General features: G+C 42.1%; 15 protein-coding genes. 11 read left to right on the forward strand and 4 right to left on the reverse strand.

The annotated features are described in order from the left end of the window. The first annotated feature begins 282 nt into the window (after positions 1 to 282). The 10 genes from ABC357_RS01675 to ABC357_RS01720 all read left to right on the forward strand — a co-directional run bounded on the left by ABC357_RS01675 (position 283) and on the right by ABC357_RS01720 (position 11381). Positions 283 to 615: a DUF1904 family protein gene (locus tag ABC357_RS01675; RefSeq protein ID WP_412885846.1), complete on the forward strand. Its 333-nt coding sequence runs from the start codon at positions 283 to 285 to the stop codon at positions 613 to 615. Between the two features lie 453 nt (positions 616 to 1068). Beyond that, positions 1069 to 2604 (forward strand): bifunctional metallophosphatase/5'-nucleotidase, encoded by a 1536-nt coding sequence (locus tag ABC357_RS01680; protein ID WP_412885847.1) that lies wholly within the window; start codon positions 1069 to 1071, stop codon positions 2602 to 2604. 68 nt (positions 2605 to 2672) lie between these two features. Further along, on the forward strand, positions 2673 to 3290 hold the full coding sequence (locus tag ABC357_RS01685; RefSeq protein ID WP_412885848.1) for an S-layer homology domain-containing protein: 618 nt from the start codon (positions 2673 to 2675) through the stop codon (positions 3288 to 3290). A gap of 883 nt (positions 3291 to 4173) precedes the next feature. Next, positions 4174 to 5709: a bifunctional metallophosphatase/5'-nucleotidase gene (locus ABC357_RS01690; RefSeq protein WP_412885849.1), complete on the forward strand. Its 1536-nt coding sequence runs from the start codon at positions 4174 to 4176 to the stop codon at positions 5707 to 5709. 52 nt (positions 5710 to 5761) lie between these two features. Beyond that, a complete protein-coding gene (locus ABC357_RS01695; protein WP_412885850.1) occupies positions 5762 to 6418 on the forward strand; it encodes an S-layer homology domain-containing protein in 657 nt (218 codons plus the stop codon). 206 nt (positions 6419 to 6624) lie between these two features. Then, complete coding sequence (locus tag ABC357_RS01700) at positions 6625 to 6765, forward strand: hypothetical protein (protein WP_412885851.1); 141 nt, start codon at positions 6625 to 6627, stop codon at positions 6763 to 6765. Between the two features lie 406 nt (positions 6766 to 7171). Then, on the forward strand, positions 7172 to 8677 hold the full coding sequence (locus ABC357_RS01705; protein WP_412885852.1) for an FTR1 family iron permease: 1506 nt from the start codon (positions 7172 to 7174) through the stop codon (positions 8675 to 8677). Beyond that, positions 8674 to 9843 carry an iron uptake system protein EfeO gene (efeO, locus tag ABC357_RS01710; protein WP_412885853.1) on the forward strand — a complete coding sequence of 390 codons (1170 nt, stop codon included), beginning with the start codon at positions 8674 to 8676 and terminating at the stop codon, positions 9841 to 9843. Before ABC357_RS01705 ends, efeO begins: the two co-directional genes overlap by 4 nt. Before the next feature lie 14 nt (positions 9844 to 9857). Further along, a complete protein-coding gene (gene efeB / locus ABC357_RS01715; RefSeq protein WP_412885854.1) occupies positions 9858 to 11120 on the forward strand; it encodes an iron uptake transporter deferrochelatase/peroxidase subunit in 1263 nt (420 codons plus the stop codon). Between the two features lie 99 nt (positions 11121 to 11219). After that, complete coding sequence (locus ABC357_RS01720; RefSeq protein ID WP_412885855.1) at positions 11220 to 11381, forward strand: hypothetical protein; 162 nt, start codon at positions 11220 to 11222, stop codon at positions 11379 to 11381. Between the two features lie 118 nt (positions 11382 to 11499). Here the strand turns inward: ABC357_RS01720 and ABC357_RS01725 are convergent, their stop codons facing one another. The 4 genes from ABC357_RS01725 to ABC357_RS01740 form a co-directional block, all read right to left on the reverse strand. Then, a complete protein-coding gene (locus tag ABC357_RS01725) occupies positions 11500 to 12777 on the reverse strand; it encodes an MFS transporter (RefSeq protein ID WP_412885856.1) in 1278 nt (425 codons plus the stop codon). Then, complete coding sequence (locus ABC357_RS01730; protein WP_412885857.1) at positions 12777 to 13262, reverse strand: ArsR/SmtB family transcription factor; 486 nt, start codon at positions 13260 to 13262, stop codon at positions 12777 to 12779. Before ABC357_RS01730 ends, ABC357_RS01725 begins: the two co-directional genes overlap by 1 nt. 159 nt (positions 13263 to 13421) lie before the next feature. Then, complete coding sequence (locus ABC357_RS01735; protein ID WP_412885858.1) at positions 13422 to 14552, reverse strand: conserved virulence factor C family protein; 1131 nt, start codon at positions 14550 to 14552, stop codon at positions 13422 to 13424. A 159-nt stretch (positions 14553 to 14711) separates the two neighbouring features. Beyond that, the gene (locus ABC357_RS01740; protein ID WP_412885859.1) at positions 14712 to 14963 is read right to left on the reverse strand and encodes an FAD/FMN-containing dehydrogenase; all 252 of its coding nucleotides are present in this window, start codon (positions 14961 to 14963) and stop codon (positions 14712 to 14714) included. Positions 14964 to 15221: 258 nt separating this feature from the next. On the opposite strand from ABC357_RS01740, the gene ABC357_RS01745 reads away from it, so the two are divergent. Continuing rightward, positions 15222 to 16085, forward strand: a complete 864-nt coding sequence (locus ABC357_RS01745; RefSeq protein ID WP_412885860.1) for a general stress protein — start codon at positions 15222 to 15224, stop codon at positions 16083 to 16085. Positions 16086 to 16135 lie beyond the last annotated feature (50 nt).

Below are 16135 nucleotides of genomic sequence, written 5' to 3' on the forward strand. Positions count from 1 at the left end.
AGAATCTAACATATATACAATGGATTTTATTTATTATCCGTCTTGCTTGAAACAAACACTTTCCGCTACAAGTGAATGGTCATCAGAAGAGCTGCATGAATACTTTGGCCAATTATTAGCTTTTGAGAAGATACAACAATCATTAGCAAAACGTGGAATGCACCGCTATAGGAATCATTATTTGAGATAGATAATAAATATGTTAAAATAACAAAAATGTATTTGATAGGTACTATGAGAATGGAAATGGGCCTATATACTTAAAACAATAGGAGGAAGAGCATGCCACAGATTCGTTTTAGAGGAGTTTCAATCGATCAGACAAAATCGATCAGTAAGGCAATGGTTCATGAACTGGCTGAGCTTTGCGAGTGCGGCAAAGATAATTTTACACTGGAGTGTGTACAGTCGACCTATGTGTCTGAAGGTGAAACAATAGATATGTATCCGTTTATTGAAGTGGAATGGTTTGAACGGGGGCAGGAAGTAAGGGATGCATTTGCTGAAATCGTTACAAAGCATGTTTTAGGGCTTGGTATGGATGAGGTAGAGATCGCATTCAATACATATAAAGAATCAGGCTATTATATTAATGGGAAAAGCTGTGCCGAATAAAAAAGAACATGCAAAAGGAACTGTCCTACAAGTCATGCAAAATGACTATAGGGCAGTTTCTATTTGTTCTATATCCAATCTTGAGGCAGAAGACGGGTTGCAGCGGTAGCACTGATATTAATCATCATTCCATTATAAATAAGTAGCTTTGTTAGATGGAGTTTAGCCTTGATAAAAAATGGAAAAGTTTTACAAAAAGCATGGTGAGGAGTAAAATTTCCGTTCCCTTTTCTATGCTTTTTTATGTACATGACCGTTTATAAAGAAAGAATCCATGCGGAATGACTGCAAATGCTGAAAGGAAAAACATACCTTTATAAAACTGTATGAAATGATTAGTACCCTATTATATTATTATATTGGAATATCATTAGGTGAAGTGGATTGAACGCCGTATGCGCTGAAAGGCGCCCGTACGGTGTCTGTCCAGTGTAAGCTGGAAATAGCTTTGAAATGACGGTCATGCACACGAATGATACACATGCCAATTTAGATAATGTTGCCCGTACAATCACTGCTATCAAGCAGGTACGAGCTGAACGCCCTTATAATGTTTTATTAAGTGCGGGTGATGTATTCTCTGGTACGCTTTATTTCAATAAATACAAAGGCCAAGCAGACCTGGAGTTTATGAACCTTGCTGGCTATGATGCTATGACATTCGGAAACCATGAATTCGATTTAGGCTCCGAGCCGCTGGCACCATTTGTTAAAAACGCGAAGTTTCCTTTTGTAAGCGCTAATGTTGACTTCAGCCAAGATTTGCTTATGAAGGAACTGCAACGTAAAGAATACAGCGACAATCCTGAAAATGGCAAAATCTTTAATGGAATCGTAAAGACGATCAATGGCCAAAAGGTGGGAATCTTCGGTTTAACAACCGAGGAAACTCCAAGTATTTCCAGTCCAGGCAGTATAGCTTTCAAGAATTATGTTGATTCTGCCAAAGAGGCTGTAAATGAATTTGAAAAGCAAGGAATCAACAAAATCATTGCTGTGACACACATCGGTTACACGGATGGCGGCGGAGATAATGATTTGTTGCTTGCGAAATATGTCGAAGGCATCGATGTGATCGTTGGCGGACATGACCATTACCAAATTGATAAACCTGTCAAAGTCACTAACTTTGGGGAGCCTACAATCATTGTCCAAGCGAAGGAATACAATAAATACCTAGGTACGTTGAATGTCGGTTTCGATGAAAACGGCAAAGTGGTATCGCATCACGGCGGGTTAATCGATTTGAATGCGAAAGCTGCGGATGGATCATATAAGATTCCAGAAGATGCCGAAGCAAAAGAAATATTGGAAACAAAGTATAAGCCTGCAGTAGATGAAATGAAACAGGAAGTTGTAGGAAAAACAACTGTGGAGCTTGCAGGAGGAAACCCTGCAGCCCGAACGGCAGAGACTAACCTGGGCAATTTCATTGCAGATGGAATGTTAGCAAAAGCGAAAAAAATCAATCCTGAGACGACGATTGCCCTTCAAAATGGAGGCGGTGTCCGTACAACTATTAAAGCTGGGGATATCACTACATCAGATATTTTGACTGTATTGCCATTCGGCAATGCACTGGGCATTATGGAGTTGACTGGAGCAGAGATCCAAGAGGCACTCGAGCATAGCGTAAAAGAAGCCCCGAAACCAAGCGGCGCCTTTTTACAGATTGCCGGATTGAAATATACGTATGATAGCACGAAGCCTGAGGGTTCAAGAGTTCTATCAGTGGAAGCTGCCGATAAAGATGGACACTACGCGCCTTTGAATCTTACACAAACTTATACAATTGCCACTAATATCTTCACTGCAAAAGGCGGAGATGGATACGAGATGTTTGCGAAAGCATACGCGGAAGGCAGAGTCAGTGAACCGGGATTTGTAGATTGGGAAGTATTCAAGGAATATTTGGAAGTACAGCCTGAAAAAACAATTTCTCCGGCGGTGGAAGGGCGCATTATCGACGCAGCAGCCAAGAAAGACTAAGGATTTTTTGAACATACCAATAGCTTTTATGAAACAATCCATTTAAGAAATCAGGAGGCTTCATGTACATGTCAAATCTATCAAAATCGTATCGTAAATTCGCCGGGGCTACAGTCACTGCATCAGCAGTTGCATTGGTGGTCGCTCCATTAGCATCAGCTGCATCCTTTACCGATGTGGCCCCTCAATATAAAGAGGCTGTGGACTTTTTGCTATCAAAAGGAGCAGAAGGCTTCAATGAAAAGCAATTCGGCATTGACAAGGAAATTACGCGTGTTGACGCTGCTATTCTGTTGGCAAAAGTCCTAGAACTGGATGTATCTTCAACATCTCCATCAGAATTCACAGATGTGCCAAAACGCGGTATCCCTTATGTGAATGCATTGAAAAAAGCTGGCATTACAGAAGGAAAAACAGAAACCGCATTCGGCAGCTATGATTTAATTACCCGTGGAGAACTGGCTATCTGGATCCACCAAGGATTTAACCTGAAAGACGGAAAAGACCTTGCGTATACCGATGTGGCCCCTCAATATAAAGAAGCTGTTTCAGCTCTTGTAGAAGGGAAAATTACTGCAGGTACTTCTGCGGCGACGTTCGGAACAGAACAAAATGCAAAACGTGGCGATTTCGCCGTTTTCCTCCATAAAGCAGACAAAGTCAAAATAACTCCTGAACACAATTAAACGAAACGTTGCTTTATAAGCCGGCAAAGCCGGTGAAGTAAGCGGGGGAACACCTAACTGTTGTTTCGATTTGAATGGTGCAATTCCATTCCTTGCCGAATAGCCGAAATGGCAAGAACCTAATACTCCTGCATCCAGTGAAGCCCTGACAGGCTGAAGGGGTGAAGTCAGGTAAAGGCGTACCTTTTTTATAGGGCGGGGTTCCTTAAAAGGCATCTAAGGTTAGGCAACGAATCCATGAATAAAACAGAATGAGAGAATAAAAGGCATGATTGGCTAGGAGTTTGCCTTTTATCGCTGTACATGCAATGGTGCAGACGACACCCTGATGAATTGGCTATTAAACAGGTGGCCCTCATGAATGTATAGTGGAAACCTAAGGATACCAATATAGGGATAGAAACAACGGAACGTTTGAAGTCTTGTATGGGGATGTTTGTCAGAACAATGGATCCATGCAGGATGGCTGAGCATCTGTAGTAATGACGATCATCTGCCGTTATCATTTCTGTGGCAACATAGAAAGAGGGAAAAACAGATGGGAGTGAAGAGATGCGGTCCATTTTCAACTTAATATTCCATAGAGGCACCCGCTTTCTATAGCGGGTGCTTTTGTTAATTAAATGCAAATATAGTGTAAAAGATATAGGGGAATTCTATTATTTAACGAAAAAGGATTGTTTATTTTTATAAAAAATAGTAAATTTTAGTTCTTAAGCTCTATTATATAGAAAGGATAATAAGGAATTTGGAGGGTATCAGCGCATTTGGCTAATCCTATATAATAGGCGTGGGAAGTTACACCATCATTCCATATTGATTGAACGCCGTATGCGTTGAAAGACGCACGTACGGTGTCGGTCCAGTGTGAACTGGAAATGGCTTGGATTTAACGGTGCTGCACACCAATGATACACATGCAAACCTGGACGGAATCGCAAGAACTATTTCGGCCATTAAGCAGCAAAGAGAAGAACATCCGAATAATTTGTTGTTAAGCGCCGGGGATGTATTCTCGGGTACATTGTATTTCAACAATTTTAAAGGGCAGGCAGATTTAGAGTTCATGAAGCTTGCTAAGTATGATGCCATGTCATTCGGCAACCATGAGTTCGACGAAGGCTCCAAAACGTTGGTTAATTTCGTGAAAAATGCAGGTTTTCCTTTTGTGAGTGCGAATGTGGATTTTGATAAAGACGAACTTATGAAACCGTATTTCCATAGAACATACACTTCCACACCGCAAAATGGACACATATACAACGGAATCGTAAAAACAATCAACGGCCAAAAGGTCGGCATCTTTGGTCTGACTACTGCTGAAACGGCTACTATCTCCAGTCCGGGCTCGATTGCATTCGAAGATTATATCGATGCTGCCAAAAAATCGGTTGCCGCTTTTGAAAAAGAAGGGATTAACAAAATCATTGCAGTCAATCATATCGGCTATAAAGATGGCGGCGGAGACAATGATATTACGCTTGCTAACCGTGTGGAAGGAATCGATGTCATTGTTGGCGGACATGACCACTATAAGATGTCCGAGCCGGATGTCGTACAGAAATTTGCCGCTCCGACAGTCATAGTCCAAGCGAATGAATACAATAAATTCCTTGGAACCTTGAATGTCACTTTTGACGATAAGGGTGTCATTACAAAGCATGATGGCAGATTGATTGAGATCGATGCCAAAGATGATAAAGGGAATTATATCCTTCCGGAAGACAAAGAAGCAGCGCAATTGTTGAATACAAAATTCAAACCGGCCGTTGATGAAATGAAGAAGCAAATTGTCGGAAAATCGACAGTCGACCTAATAGGAGGCAATCCTCCTGCCCGTACAATGGAAACCAATTTAGGTGATTTAATCGCAGACGGCATGCTAGCAAAAGCCAAGACGATCAATCCGGATACTGTCATTGCTTTGCAAAACGGCGGAGGTGTCCGTAAAACGATTCCTGCAGGAAACATTTCGATTGCTGACGTTTTGACTGTGCTTCCTTTTGGCAATGCTCTTGGCTTGGTTGAATTATCAGGCACAGAGATTAAATCAATCTTGGAACGAAGTGTTAAATCTGCTCCTGCAGCAGATGGCGGCTTCCTTCAAATCGCCGGGATGAAATACCAATATGATAGCTCGAAGCCGGCGGGCAGCCGTGTGATAGCAGTCAATGTGATTAAAGATGGAAAAGAAACACCATTAGTGGATTCAAACAAGTATATGGTTGCAACCAATATTTTCACCGCTAAAGGCGGGGATGATTATCCGGTCCTCAAAAAAGCATACGAAGAAGGGCGAGTGAGTGAACCAGGTTTTGTAGATTGGGAAATCTTCGCTGATTATTTAAAAGCTCAGTCAGGGCAAACGATTTCTCCGGCTGTTGAAGGCCGCATTGTAGACATTGCTGCCAAGAAATAATAGTAAGATTTACTTCATGATCATACCAGTTCACAAATAGGGGGATTTACAAATGTCGATGCAAAAAAAATCACACCGTACTTTTATTGCGACTGCCTCAGCAACTGCTGTAGTCGCTTCTGCTGTAACACCGATCGCTGCAGCTGCATCATTTAATGATGTGACGCCTACTTATAAAGATGCAATTGATTTCGTGGCTTCCAAAGGGGTTCAAGGACTGAATGCAAATCAATTCGGAATTGAAAAAGACATAAAGCGCGCTGATGCCGCGGTTATGCTGGCAAAGGTACTGGGATTGGATACAAAATCAGCTCCTGCATCAGGGTTCACTGATGTGCCGAAACGTGCGATTACATATGTAAACGCTATCAAGCATGCCGGCATTACAAATGGAAAATCTAAAACATCTTTCGGCAGCGAGGATATGATCACTCGCGGCGAATTAGCGGTTTGGATTCAAAAAGGATTTTCTCTGAAAGGCGAAGGAAAAATCTCTTTTTCAGACGTTAAGAAGGATTATGTAGAAGCAGTAAAAGCTTTAGTTAGCAATAAAATTACTAATGGTGTTTCCAAAACATCTTTCGGGACAACCCAGAAAGCAAAACGGGGCGATTTTGCCCTATTCTTGTATCGTGCCGGTGCAGCCAAGGCAGTGACTCCTGAACAAAATGAAACGAAACGTTGCTTTATAAATCTGCTTGCCGGATGAAAGAAGCAGAGACAATCTCTAACTATTGTTCCGATTTAAGCGGTGAAATTCCGCTGCTTGCCCAATAGCCCAAAAGGCAAGAGCCTAATCCTCCTGCATCCAATGAAGCTCTAACAGGCTGAAGGGGTGAAGTCAGGTGAAGACGTACCCGTACTTTTTGCGGGGCGGGGTTCCATAAAAGGATGCTATGGCTAGGTGACGAATCCATGAGGAAGCAATGTAAGCAAATGGGCGATAGGAAATGGCTAGGGGTTTATCGCCCATCCGCATATGTGCAGTCATATGAAGGGGATCCGTACAATTGGCTATTAAACGGAGCCTTCTTATATTGGAGAGTGGAAGCCTAAGGTGTCCAAAATAAGGGATAGGAACAATGGAACGTTTGAAATCCTTCAAAGGGAAGTGTGTTAGCGCTGATGATCCTTGAGGGATGGCTGAGCATCTGTAGTAGCGATGATGATCTGCCGTATGCATCGCAATGGCAACATTGCGAGAGGATAAAACAGGTCGTAGCGAAGAGATGCAATCAATAATGGTGAAAGATGGACTTCCCTTTAAAAGGATCCTTAACAGGGTCCTTTTTCCTTTTGCTAAAAGTATCTGTGCCTCGCCTTAAGCTGGTCGGGTCTAAAAGGGCGCTCTCCGCTTTTTTTATTTTTCTGTTTTTTGTGAAAATAGTAATTGACTTTCTCAATGGACGGGATAATAATATGTAAGGAGATTGATAATTATTATCATTTAGGATGGTGTAATATGGCAACTGAAAGGGTGATGGCAGTCGTGAAAAAGTGGCCTTTAGTTTGGATATGTTGTCTTTTGCTGCTTACGATTGGCACTGCGGCTCCAGCTTATGCTAAAACAGGCCAAGCCGAAACTTCAGCAAAAGCTTTGATTTCGCCGTTAGAAGAAGTGAAATCCAATCTTGAGGCAGGAAAGGCTGAAGAAGCTGCAACCGCATTTGCAGAGTATAAAAAGGACTTATTACATATAAAAAATGATATCAGAAATGATTCGCAGGAAGCGTTGGGCAGTATCCAGAGTGCAACAGCATCATTGTCTCTGTCTTTGCTTAATGAAGATCAAAAGAACGCTTTACACGATACGGAATCATTGATTCATACAATTGAACAATATAGTGGGGGAACTCTGCAAACAGACCCCAACAAAATAGAAGAAAAGAGCCTTGCTTCATATATAGCTTTATTGAAACAGACGAAACAATCACTTGAAAATAAGGATTATGCCAAAGCTGAAATCCAGGTGAACGACCTTACTCAACAGTGGCTCAGTGTTGAAGGGGATGTTGTCAGCCAATCGCAGTCTGTTTACAACGGATCTGAAAAAAACCTTGTTTTGCTTTCAGGATATGTGAAGGAACCGGCAAAAGCCAATAAGGCGATCAGTATTGTGGATAAGATGGTGGAACAGCTTACACCTCTTCAGAAGGATGCCTACGGAATGTGGGATGCGGCATTCATCCCGATCCGTGAAGGTGTGGAAGCCCTCTTGGTTATTGGGGCACTGCTGACCGTTACTAAAAAATCAAATGTTGCAAGGGGGCAAAGATGGGTTTGGGGAGGCACTTTGCTGGGCGTGCTTGCCAGTCTTGCAATTGGCTTCGGTGTAACCTATTTATTGTCTGCAACCGCATTTGGGCAAAATAACTTTTTATTGAATGGATGGTCCGGCATTATTGCAGCGCTTATGCTGCTGTATGTAAGCTACTGGCTTCATCGAAATACTCAGGTGAAGCAATGGAACCAGTTTATAAAAGGAAAAACAGCCAGTGCTTTAAGCAGCGGCAAGATGCTTTCTTTTGCTTTTTTAGCGTTTTTGGCCATTCTACGTGAAGGGCTTGAGACGGTTATTTTCCTTATTGGCATGGTGAATAGAATGCCAATGGGTACGTTCATAACTGGAATAATCGTAGGTTTCGGCATACTCGTCATTATCGGATTCGTGATGCTGAAACTGGGTGCTTCTTTGCCTCTTAAACCCTTTTTCTTCGTCTCTAGTATTTTCGTATTCTATTTATGCGTGAAATTTTTGGGGTCAGGCATCCACAGCCTGCAGCTTGCGGGCATTTTGGATTCCGCGGTTAATGAGAGCATACCGACTATTTCCTTTTTGGGCGTGTATCCATCTTGGTACAGCACACTGCCCCAATTAATCATTGTGGCCGCAGCCATCATAATCGTAGGAAAAAAGTATATCAATAAACAAATTATAGCTAGACGCACAGGGGGATCTTATTCATGAGTTTATACAAAACATCATTGAAAGCAGTTATGCTTTCATCTATTTTGTTAGTTCCAGCTTTGGCTGGATGTTCGGATGATACAGCCAAGAAGGATGGGCCGGCCAAACAATCGGAAACGAATGGGGAAACAAAAGGGATAAAGGCAACCGCCCTTTCGTTGCAAAAGACATTGAAGGCGTTTGAAGCGACTCTTCAGGAAAAAGACCAAGAGAAAAGCAAGAAAGCCGGAGAAAAGCTTAATAACGAATGGCTGGCTAAAGAAAATAACATACGGGAAACGTACCCGCTTCTTTATACGGAAGTAGAGAAATATATGCAGCCTTTATATATGGAGGCAACAAAGGATCAACCAGATATGGCGAAAATGAAGGAATTATCCTCTCAGCTGAATGGAGCATTGAGCAAGTTGGCTAATGCTAAAGAATCGGAAGAAAAATCGTCAGAAGCACTATCTAAGGCTGTAGACGAATATAAACAATATGTAGATGAACAAATGGATTTATTAGTGGCTTCGACGAAGTCATTTGTTGACAGCGTGAAAGCACAGGATGCAGCAAAAGCAAAACAATATTATGTAGAATCAAGAACGTATTATGAACGAGTAGAACCAATCGCAGAAAGCTTCGGGGATTTGGATCCTAAAATCGATGCCCGTGAAGGGGATGTGGATGAAGCGGAATGGGGAGGATTCCACCGCATTGAGAAGGCTCTTTGGCAAAATGAGAAGCTGGAACCAATGTCCTCAGTGGCAGATACATTGTACAACGATGTATTGACACTTCAACAAAAAGTAAAAGAGGTCAAATTGAAGCCTACCCAAATTGTTGCGGGATCCATGGAACTGATCAATGAAGCAGCGATTTCTAAAATTACTGGGGAAGAAGAGCATTATTCGCATGTGGATCTAATGGATTTAGCAGCCAACGTGGATGGGTCACTGGCAGTCTACCATGCTATCCTGCCTGCTTTGAATGCAAAGGACCCTGAATTAGCAGGGAAATTGGACAGTCAGTTCAACACATTGAATACAACACTTGCACAATACCGAAAAGATGACCAATTCATTCTGTATACAGAGTTAACAAAAGACCAAATACGGGATCTTAGCCAAAAGCTGGGCGTTCTAGCTGAATATATGGGCAAAACAGCACAAATTTTACAATAAAGGGGCGGTAACATATGTCGGCCGAAAAAAACACTTCAAAGAAAATATCCAGACGCGAGATGCTGAAACTGTCAGCTTTTGCAGGAGCTGGAGCCATCATTGGCGCCAGCGGTCTGGGGGCCGTTACGGCACTGTCTGATGGCTTTGGTGCTTCCTCTGAGAAAACGGCAGCTTCAGGCAATATGGATAAGCAGGGCATAGTCCCTTTTCACGGTAAACACCAGGCCGGCATTGTGACTCCCCAGCAAACAAATGCATATATTGCGGCATTTACATTGACGACCTCAAACAGACAGGATGTTATATCTTTATTCAAGGATTGGACAAAGCTCAGCGAAACGCTCACTGAGGGCAGGGTGAACAGCGTTGATTATGCAAATGATTTTATTCCTCCGGCAGACACAGGTGAATCGGAAGATCTGGGTGCTTCCAACCTGACTATAACATTCGGGCTTGGTGCTTCCTTTTTTTCTAAAAAGGGTGTGGACCGTTTCGGTATGTCCTCCAAAAAACCGAAACACTTGCTGGATATACCCAAAATGAGGGGAGAGGACTTGAAGGAGCCATTTATAGGCGGAGATCTTTGTGTCCAGGCATGCGCAGATGATCAGCAAGTAGCCTTTCATGCCATCCGCAATATCATTAAAGCGGCGTCGGGCACTGCTGATATATTATGGCTGCAATCCGGGTTCATTAACGGACCAGAAGGAGAAACACCGCGCAATTTATTCGGATTCAAAGATGGTACAGCGAATCTGTCTCCTAAGCAAGAGGCAAAGCTTGATGCAATAGTATGGGCAGATGAGGGAGAGCCTGATTGGATGGCGGGAGGAACCTATATGGCTTGCCGGAAAATCATGATGATGATTGAAATGTGGGACCGGACGTCGCTGAAAAGCCAGGAAGATACGTTTGGAAGGAAGAAGCTGAGCGGAGCAGGATATGGGAAAGTAAAAGAACATGATGCAGTGGATACGAAGCAAATGCCGATTAATGCCCATACTCGTGTGGCTAAGGAAACGGGGCAGCAAATTTATCGCCGCGCATATTCTTATACCGATGGCATTGATCAGTTGACCGGCAATATGGATTCCGGCCTTATGTTTATCTGCTTTCAAAAAGACCCCTCCATGCAATTTGTGCCAATGTTAAAAAAACTGGCGGAATCCGATGCGTTGAATGAATATATTAAGCACATCGGCAGTGGGCTATTCGCGTGTCCGAAGGGAATACGAAAAGGAACCTATTTAGCGCAGGATTTATTTGAATCTGTTTAATAGAAGGCATCCGGCAAATAAGCCGGATGTTTTTTGTTTATCATTTTGCCAGAAGGAAATAGATAATACTATATCCCGGGTGGAAAGAGAGGGTGCGATATGAAGGAAAAAGATAGGGACCAAAAACAAAAGACGGCTATTTTTGAAAAGCCTGTCTCAATGAATAAGGAAGAGCGAAAACAATGGTTTAAGGAACAATGGAAAAATGGAAATCCAATTATGGATGGCATCATGAATGAAGTGAAGGATGACCGTAAATAAAAGCCATCCATAAATGGCCCCCAAATATAGATTTTGGGGGCCGCTTCATACTGTGGCTACTAGGATATAGTGCATTGTTTTTCAGATAGCAGTGTATAAGAAGGGTGTAAAGCCAGCATTATCCTTCGATGGCAGGGCTGATTATCTGTTTTTCCATCGTTTGCAGTTGTTTGACGAATGTACCCTTCCAAATATGATAAATCATAAGAGCCAGTATGCTGATACCGCAGATGCTAACTAATAGCCAAACAGGAATCTTTTCCAGCAAACCTCCGAACAAAATATATCCAATCGGCATCATGGCTGTGGATCCTGCCTCCAGCAATGAATTGACTCTTCCTCTATATTGGTCGGGCACATGTTTTTGCATAAGAACGCCAATCGGCATATTCACAATCATCATCAATAACGACAGGATGAAAACCAGGCTGATCAGGTATATAAAAATGAAGTTATTTGATAGATCTTGAAAAGCTCCCATAGATGGAAGCCCGATCAATATTAAAATGATGGATAATCCAGCGACGCCTCCAAGTATGCCGATATCCTTCCTTTTCATTTCAGGGCGGGTAGACATGAAAATCGCCATCAGCATGAATCCCACAGAGAAGGATCCCTCAATAATACCGAATTGAGTGGATGTCATATGGCGGACAGTCATAATGAGATACGGCATGGCAATCGGAAAGACAGCAAACCAAAAGTTGATCCACATAGCGATTATTATTAATTGTTTAATAAATGGTTGTGTTTTTACATAGTTGAGGCCAAGCTTAAGGTCGGTGAACATGCTAGTTTTTTCTTCCTCGCCGCGGTCTTCTGCGAAGAGATTATATTGTATGAATACGCTTGCAGTGGCAGATATAAGAAACGTGAACATATTGATGGCAATAAAAGTGGATAAAGGGACAAAACCGAATAGCAGCCCTCCAAGAACCGGCCCCAGGATATTCGATAAGGACACTGCCGCTTGATTGAGCGACATCGCTTTTTGAATATTGTCGGGTCCGACTGTATTGTGGACAGAGGATAGAACGGCGCTTGAATAAAATACGTTCAGGACAGTAAGGATGAGAGTGGATACATAGAGAACCCAAATGCCGTCTGTAATAAAGGTAAAGATCAGTAAAATGACACCCAGCCAAACTGCACAAGCAAAGTCTGAAAAAATGATGATTTTCTTTCGGTCCAAACGGTCGCTTAAAGCGCCGGCAATTGGAGAAAGCACTACACGGGGAAGGATCCCTAATAGCAGTGTGATGGCAAAATTAAGGCTGGATCCTGTTTGTGCCAATATATACAGCCCAATTGTAAAACTGAAAATCGATGAACCAAGAACAGCTGTAGTTTTCCCGGTTATAAATAAGATGAGATTTTTTTTCACTGCGTGTTCCATCAGTCTTCCTCCTCTGTTAATCCTTTTTTGAATATGCAGGCGATGACATAGGAAGTCCGTTCTTTTTCATTGGTGGTCCGTTCTTTATCCTGTTTTAACGATTTCTTTACGTATCTCTCTGTCAGTTCATCGAAATCTTTTTTGAATTCTTCGAGTTCATCTTCGGATAATTGAAGATAGCTTTCACGGGAGTGATGTATTTCTTGTGTGTCATCCTTCAAGTGGAATTCAGTTGCTAGCGAACGGTAATACTTCTCTATAATGCCTTTATTCATTTTTGTTTCTTCAATTTCCAGGATACCTCCGTTGTATAATTGCTGTATGTGATAATGGATACTGCCGGGGCTTTTTCCTAATTCATCTGCTACCTGTTTGGCTGTCATTGATTGTTCTGTGAGCAGATAAATGATTTTAATACGTAAAGGGGAGGAAATCAGTTTTTGCTGTATTAAATCGATATCCATTGTCTTAGGAGTAAATTTCATATTCCCACTTCTTTCTGAGTAATCTGTCAATTTAGATTTATTGTACGTTCTAATTTTTTAGAATGCAATACATTTTTTGGGAATTTAAAAATATAATAGTCTGAAAAGCCCCCGTGTCCATTACACAGGGGCTAGGATAATGCGTTCAATTAGCTATTGTTACTGTTGCTCTTTTTGCCGTGCTTCAGTCATTTGCTTCCATACGGATCCTTTTGCTGCCTCGCCATTTTCAATTCGGTCAATCGCCATTTTAACCTGAAGAGCCACTTCGAATTCGGGATCATCTTCAGCTTGGTGAAGTTCCGGTAAAATATGCTTATCCCCTAATTCATAGAGAAACATGGCGGCACGCCAGCGGACTATTTTACTCTTATCCTTCAGGGCTGCGGCCATTTCGTCCATAGCGTCAGCAAATCCAAGATCGGAAAGACAATCGCCTGCTGTTCTGCGGACGGAAGGATTTTTATCATGCAATCCTTTATAAAGGGCGGGAAGAACCAGCGTATCTTCAATCATTCCGAGATAAACAACAGCCAGGCGCCGAATGGATGTCTTCGGATCATTCAGAGCCTTCTCCAAGAGAGGGATATCCTCTTCTGTCGGATCTTCCATTTGATCCAATGCTTGGTACCTTTTCTCCCAATTTTCAGCTTCAAGCATGTCCTCCGTTAATTTCATTTTAGGTTTGCGGATATGTATTTTCTCTGCTGTATTCTGTGCATCCTCTATAAGTCCATTCAAGACTTCTTGGGTGAAGGTCGCCAGTATTTCTTCCTCTATTTCTTTGCCGACGGCTTCCATATCTCCGTAGCGCACACCGAAGTCTACCCACTTTCTTGACATAACGACATTATCATCGGGTTTTTGCGCAGAACTGACCGCTTCCACAAATTGCCCGGGCAAAGCAAACCGTTTTTCAACTGTACCGTCATTTAACTTGATTTGCATAGGAATGCCCTTGAATTGCTGAACTAGGACGTTTATTTCTCCGAAATGCTCAAGCATTTTTTTGTCATTGTCAGCAGTGCCTGCGTCTTCGCCGAAAACGTGGCGCACTTTAATAAGCAAGTCCTTCCAATCATATTTTGGATTTCTCTCGACTGCCAGGAAATCGGCAACATGATAAACGCCCTTGATGCCTTCAATCAGCAAAATATCCTTTATGAGCTTCGGTGCATGATCGGCTTGTTCGCTTTTATAGTTATTGCTTTTGCCGGCAGGCAATTCTTCTGTCAGGTTGATCTTCATTGTATTGGGACTCGGTGTCGGTTCTATCGAGTTAATATTCATAAATGGCCACTCCTTTATTTATATGCAGCATGTCTCTTACAGCTTCATCTTACATAAGAATTATTGAAGAAAGCAAACAGGTAGCACTCTAAGAAAAAGCAAAATATGTATAAAAGAAAATCCCGGATTCCAAAACGGAAAACCGGGATTATAGTGCGCTTATTGATATATATTATTCGCCGAAGAACGGCCGTGGCAGTCTTCATACATTCTTTGTATGCTTTCGTCCGTCATTTCTGGATGCATTCTTTTCATATGAGGGGCCATATCTGAGTATGTGGAATTTTGTCCATTTCTTTCATTTTCCGTATTCGTATTTGCATCAGCTGCTTCAGAATCAGCTAATACTGCAGTGCCTATTCCGGCTACCAGTGCCATACCGAAAAGACCGGCTAACCATTTCTTTTTCATAAAATCAACTCCTTTAATTATCTTCCTATAATATAAAAAAAGAATTTCGAGATTTTATGCAGAATATGTGAACGAATTTTGTTGTTTATTGTTATCACAAAATAATTTTTAAGGTGATTGAAAAGAACTGCACGAAAGAAAGGGGAAGAATGTTTTTTTCATAGTTTTGACTTTATCGCGGATGGGTATATTTTCAACATGATCATCGAATTACTTTTTATGGAAATAAAAACAAATACAATTTAGGAGGAGAGCCACATGGCAAAAAAAGTCTACGGCGTATATGAAACGGGTTCTGAAGTAAAGCAAGTCATTAGGGCGCTGACGGTCCAAGGGGTCGAAGAGGACGATATTACAGTAATAGCGGATAGGGAAGAAACGTTGGCATTCAGGCATTATCAGCAATCGGGTGTAGAGACGATTACTAATTCAGAGGAAAATGAAACATTTATGGATAAAGTGATTCATTTCTTCACCGATGATGAGTCCAGTGCCATTAACGATTGCTTGGAGGACTACGGCTTCACCAAGGAAGAGAGAGATCTTTATTTAAGAGATGTCCAGCATGGAAAAATATTAGTATTGGTTGATGAACATGTGCATCCATTGAATCAGCCGACTCATCAGGAAACGCCTTTGACAGCTACAGAATATGATACATTGGGAGTCAGCCATAATCCCGACCCTAATTTATTTGCCCAACGAGATGAAGCGCTTGAAAGAATGGATTACGAAGAAAGAAAACATGCTGTGGATCAGGCAGCAGTTGATGAGCGTTATAAGCACGAAGAAGTGAAAAGCGATAATGAACAGTTATCTTGGGAAATGGAAAACCGTCCAGAACAGCCCCCTCTTCACAGGGATGAGCGGCCCGATTCACGCCCGGTCACTCGGAGGGTTATGACGCTTGGAGAACTTCATGAACGGCAGGAAGAGGGAAACGACCCTGCACGCAATGGGCGTCGGTATGAAGAGGATGCAGGTCCGATTACAGAAAGCCAGGAAAAACAAGCTTTGAAGCGTGACCGTCATCACCTGAAAGAGGATATGGAGGAAAAGCAAACCGTTCCGCAAAGAAGCAATAAAGCCGATGTATTAAAATTTGATACAGATCGAATTTGATGAACAGGAAGCCAGAGCCGCGTTAAGCAGCTTTGGCTTCTATTTTTCTG

It is taken from the genome of Bacillus kalamii, from assembly GCF_047238185.1.
Lineage (GTDB): Bacteria > Bacillota > Bacilli > Bacillales > DSM-1321 > Bacillus_AD.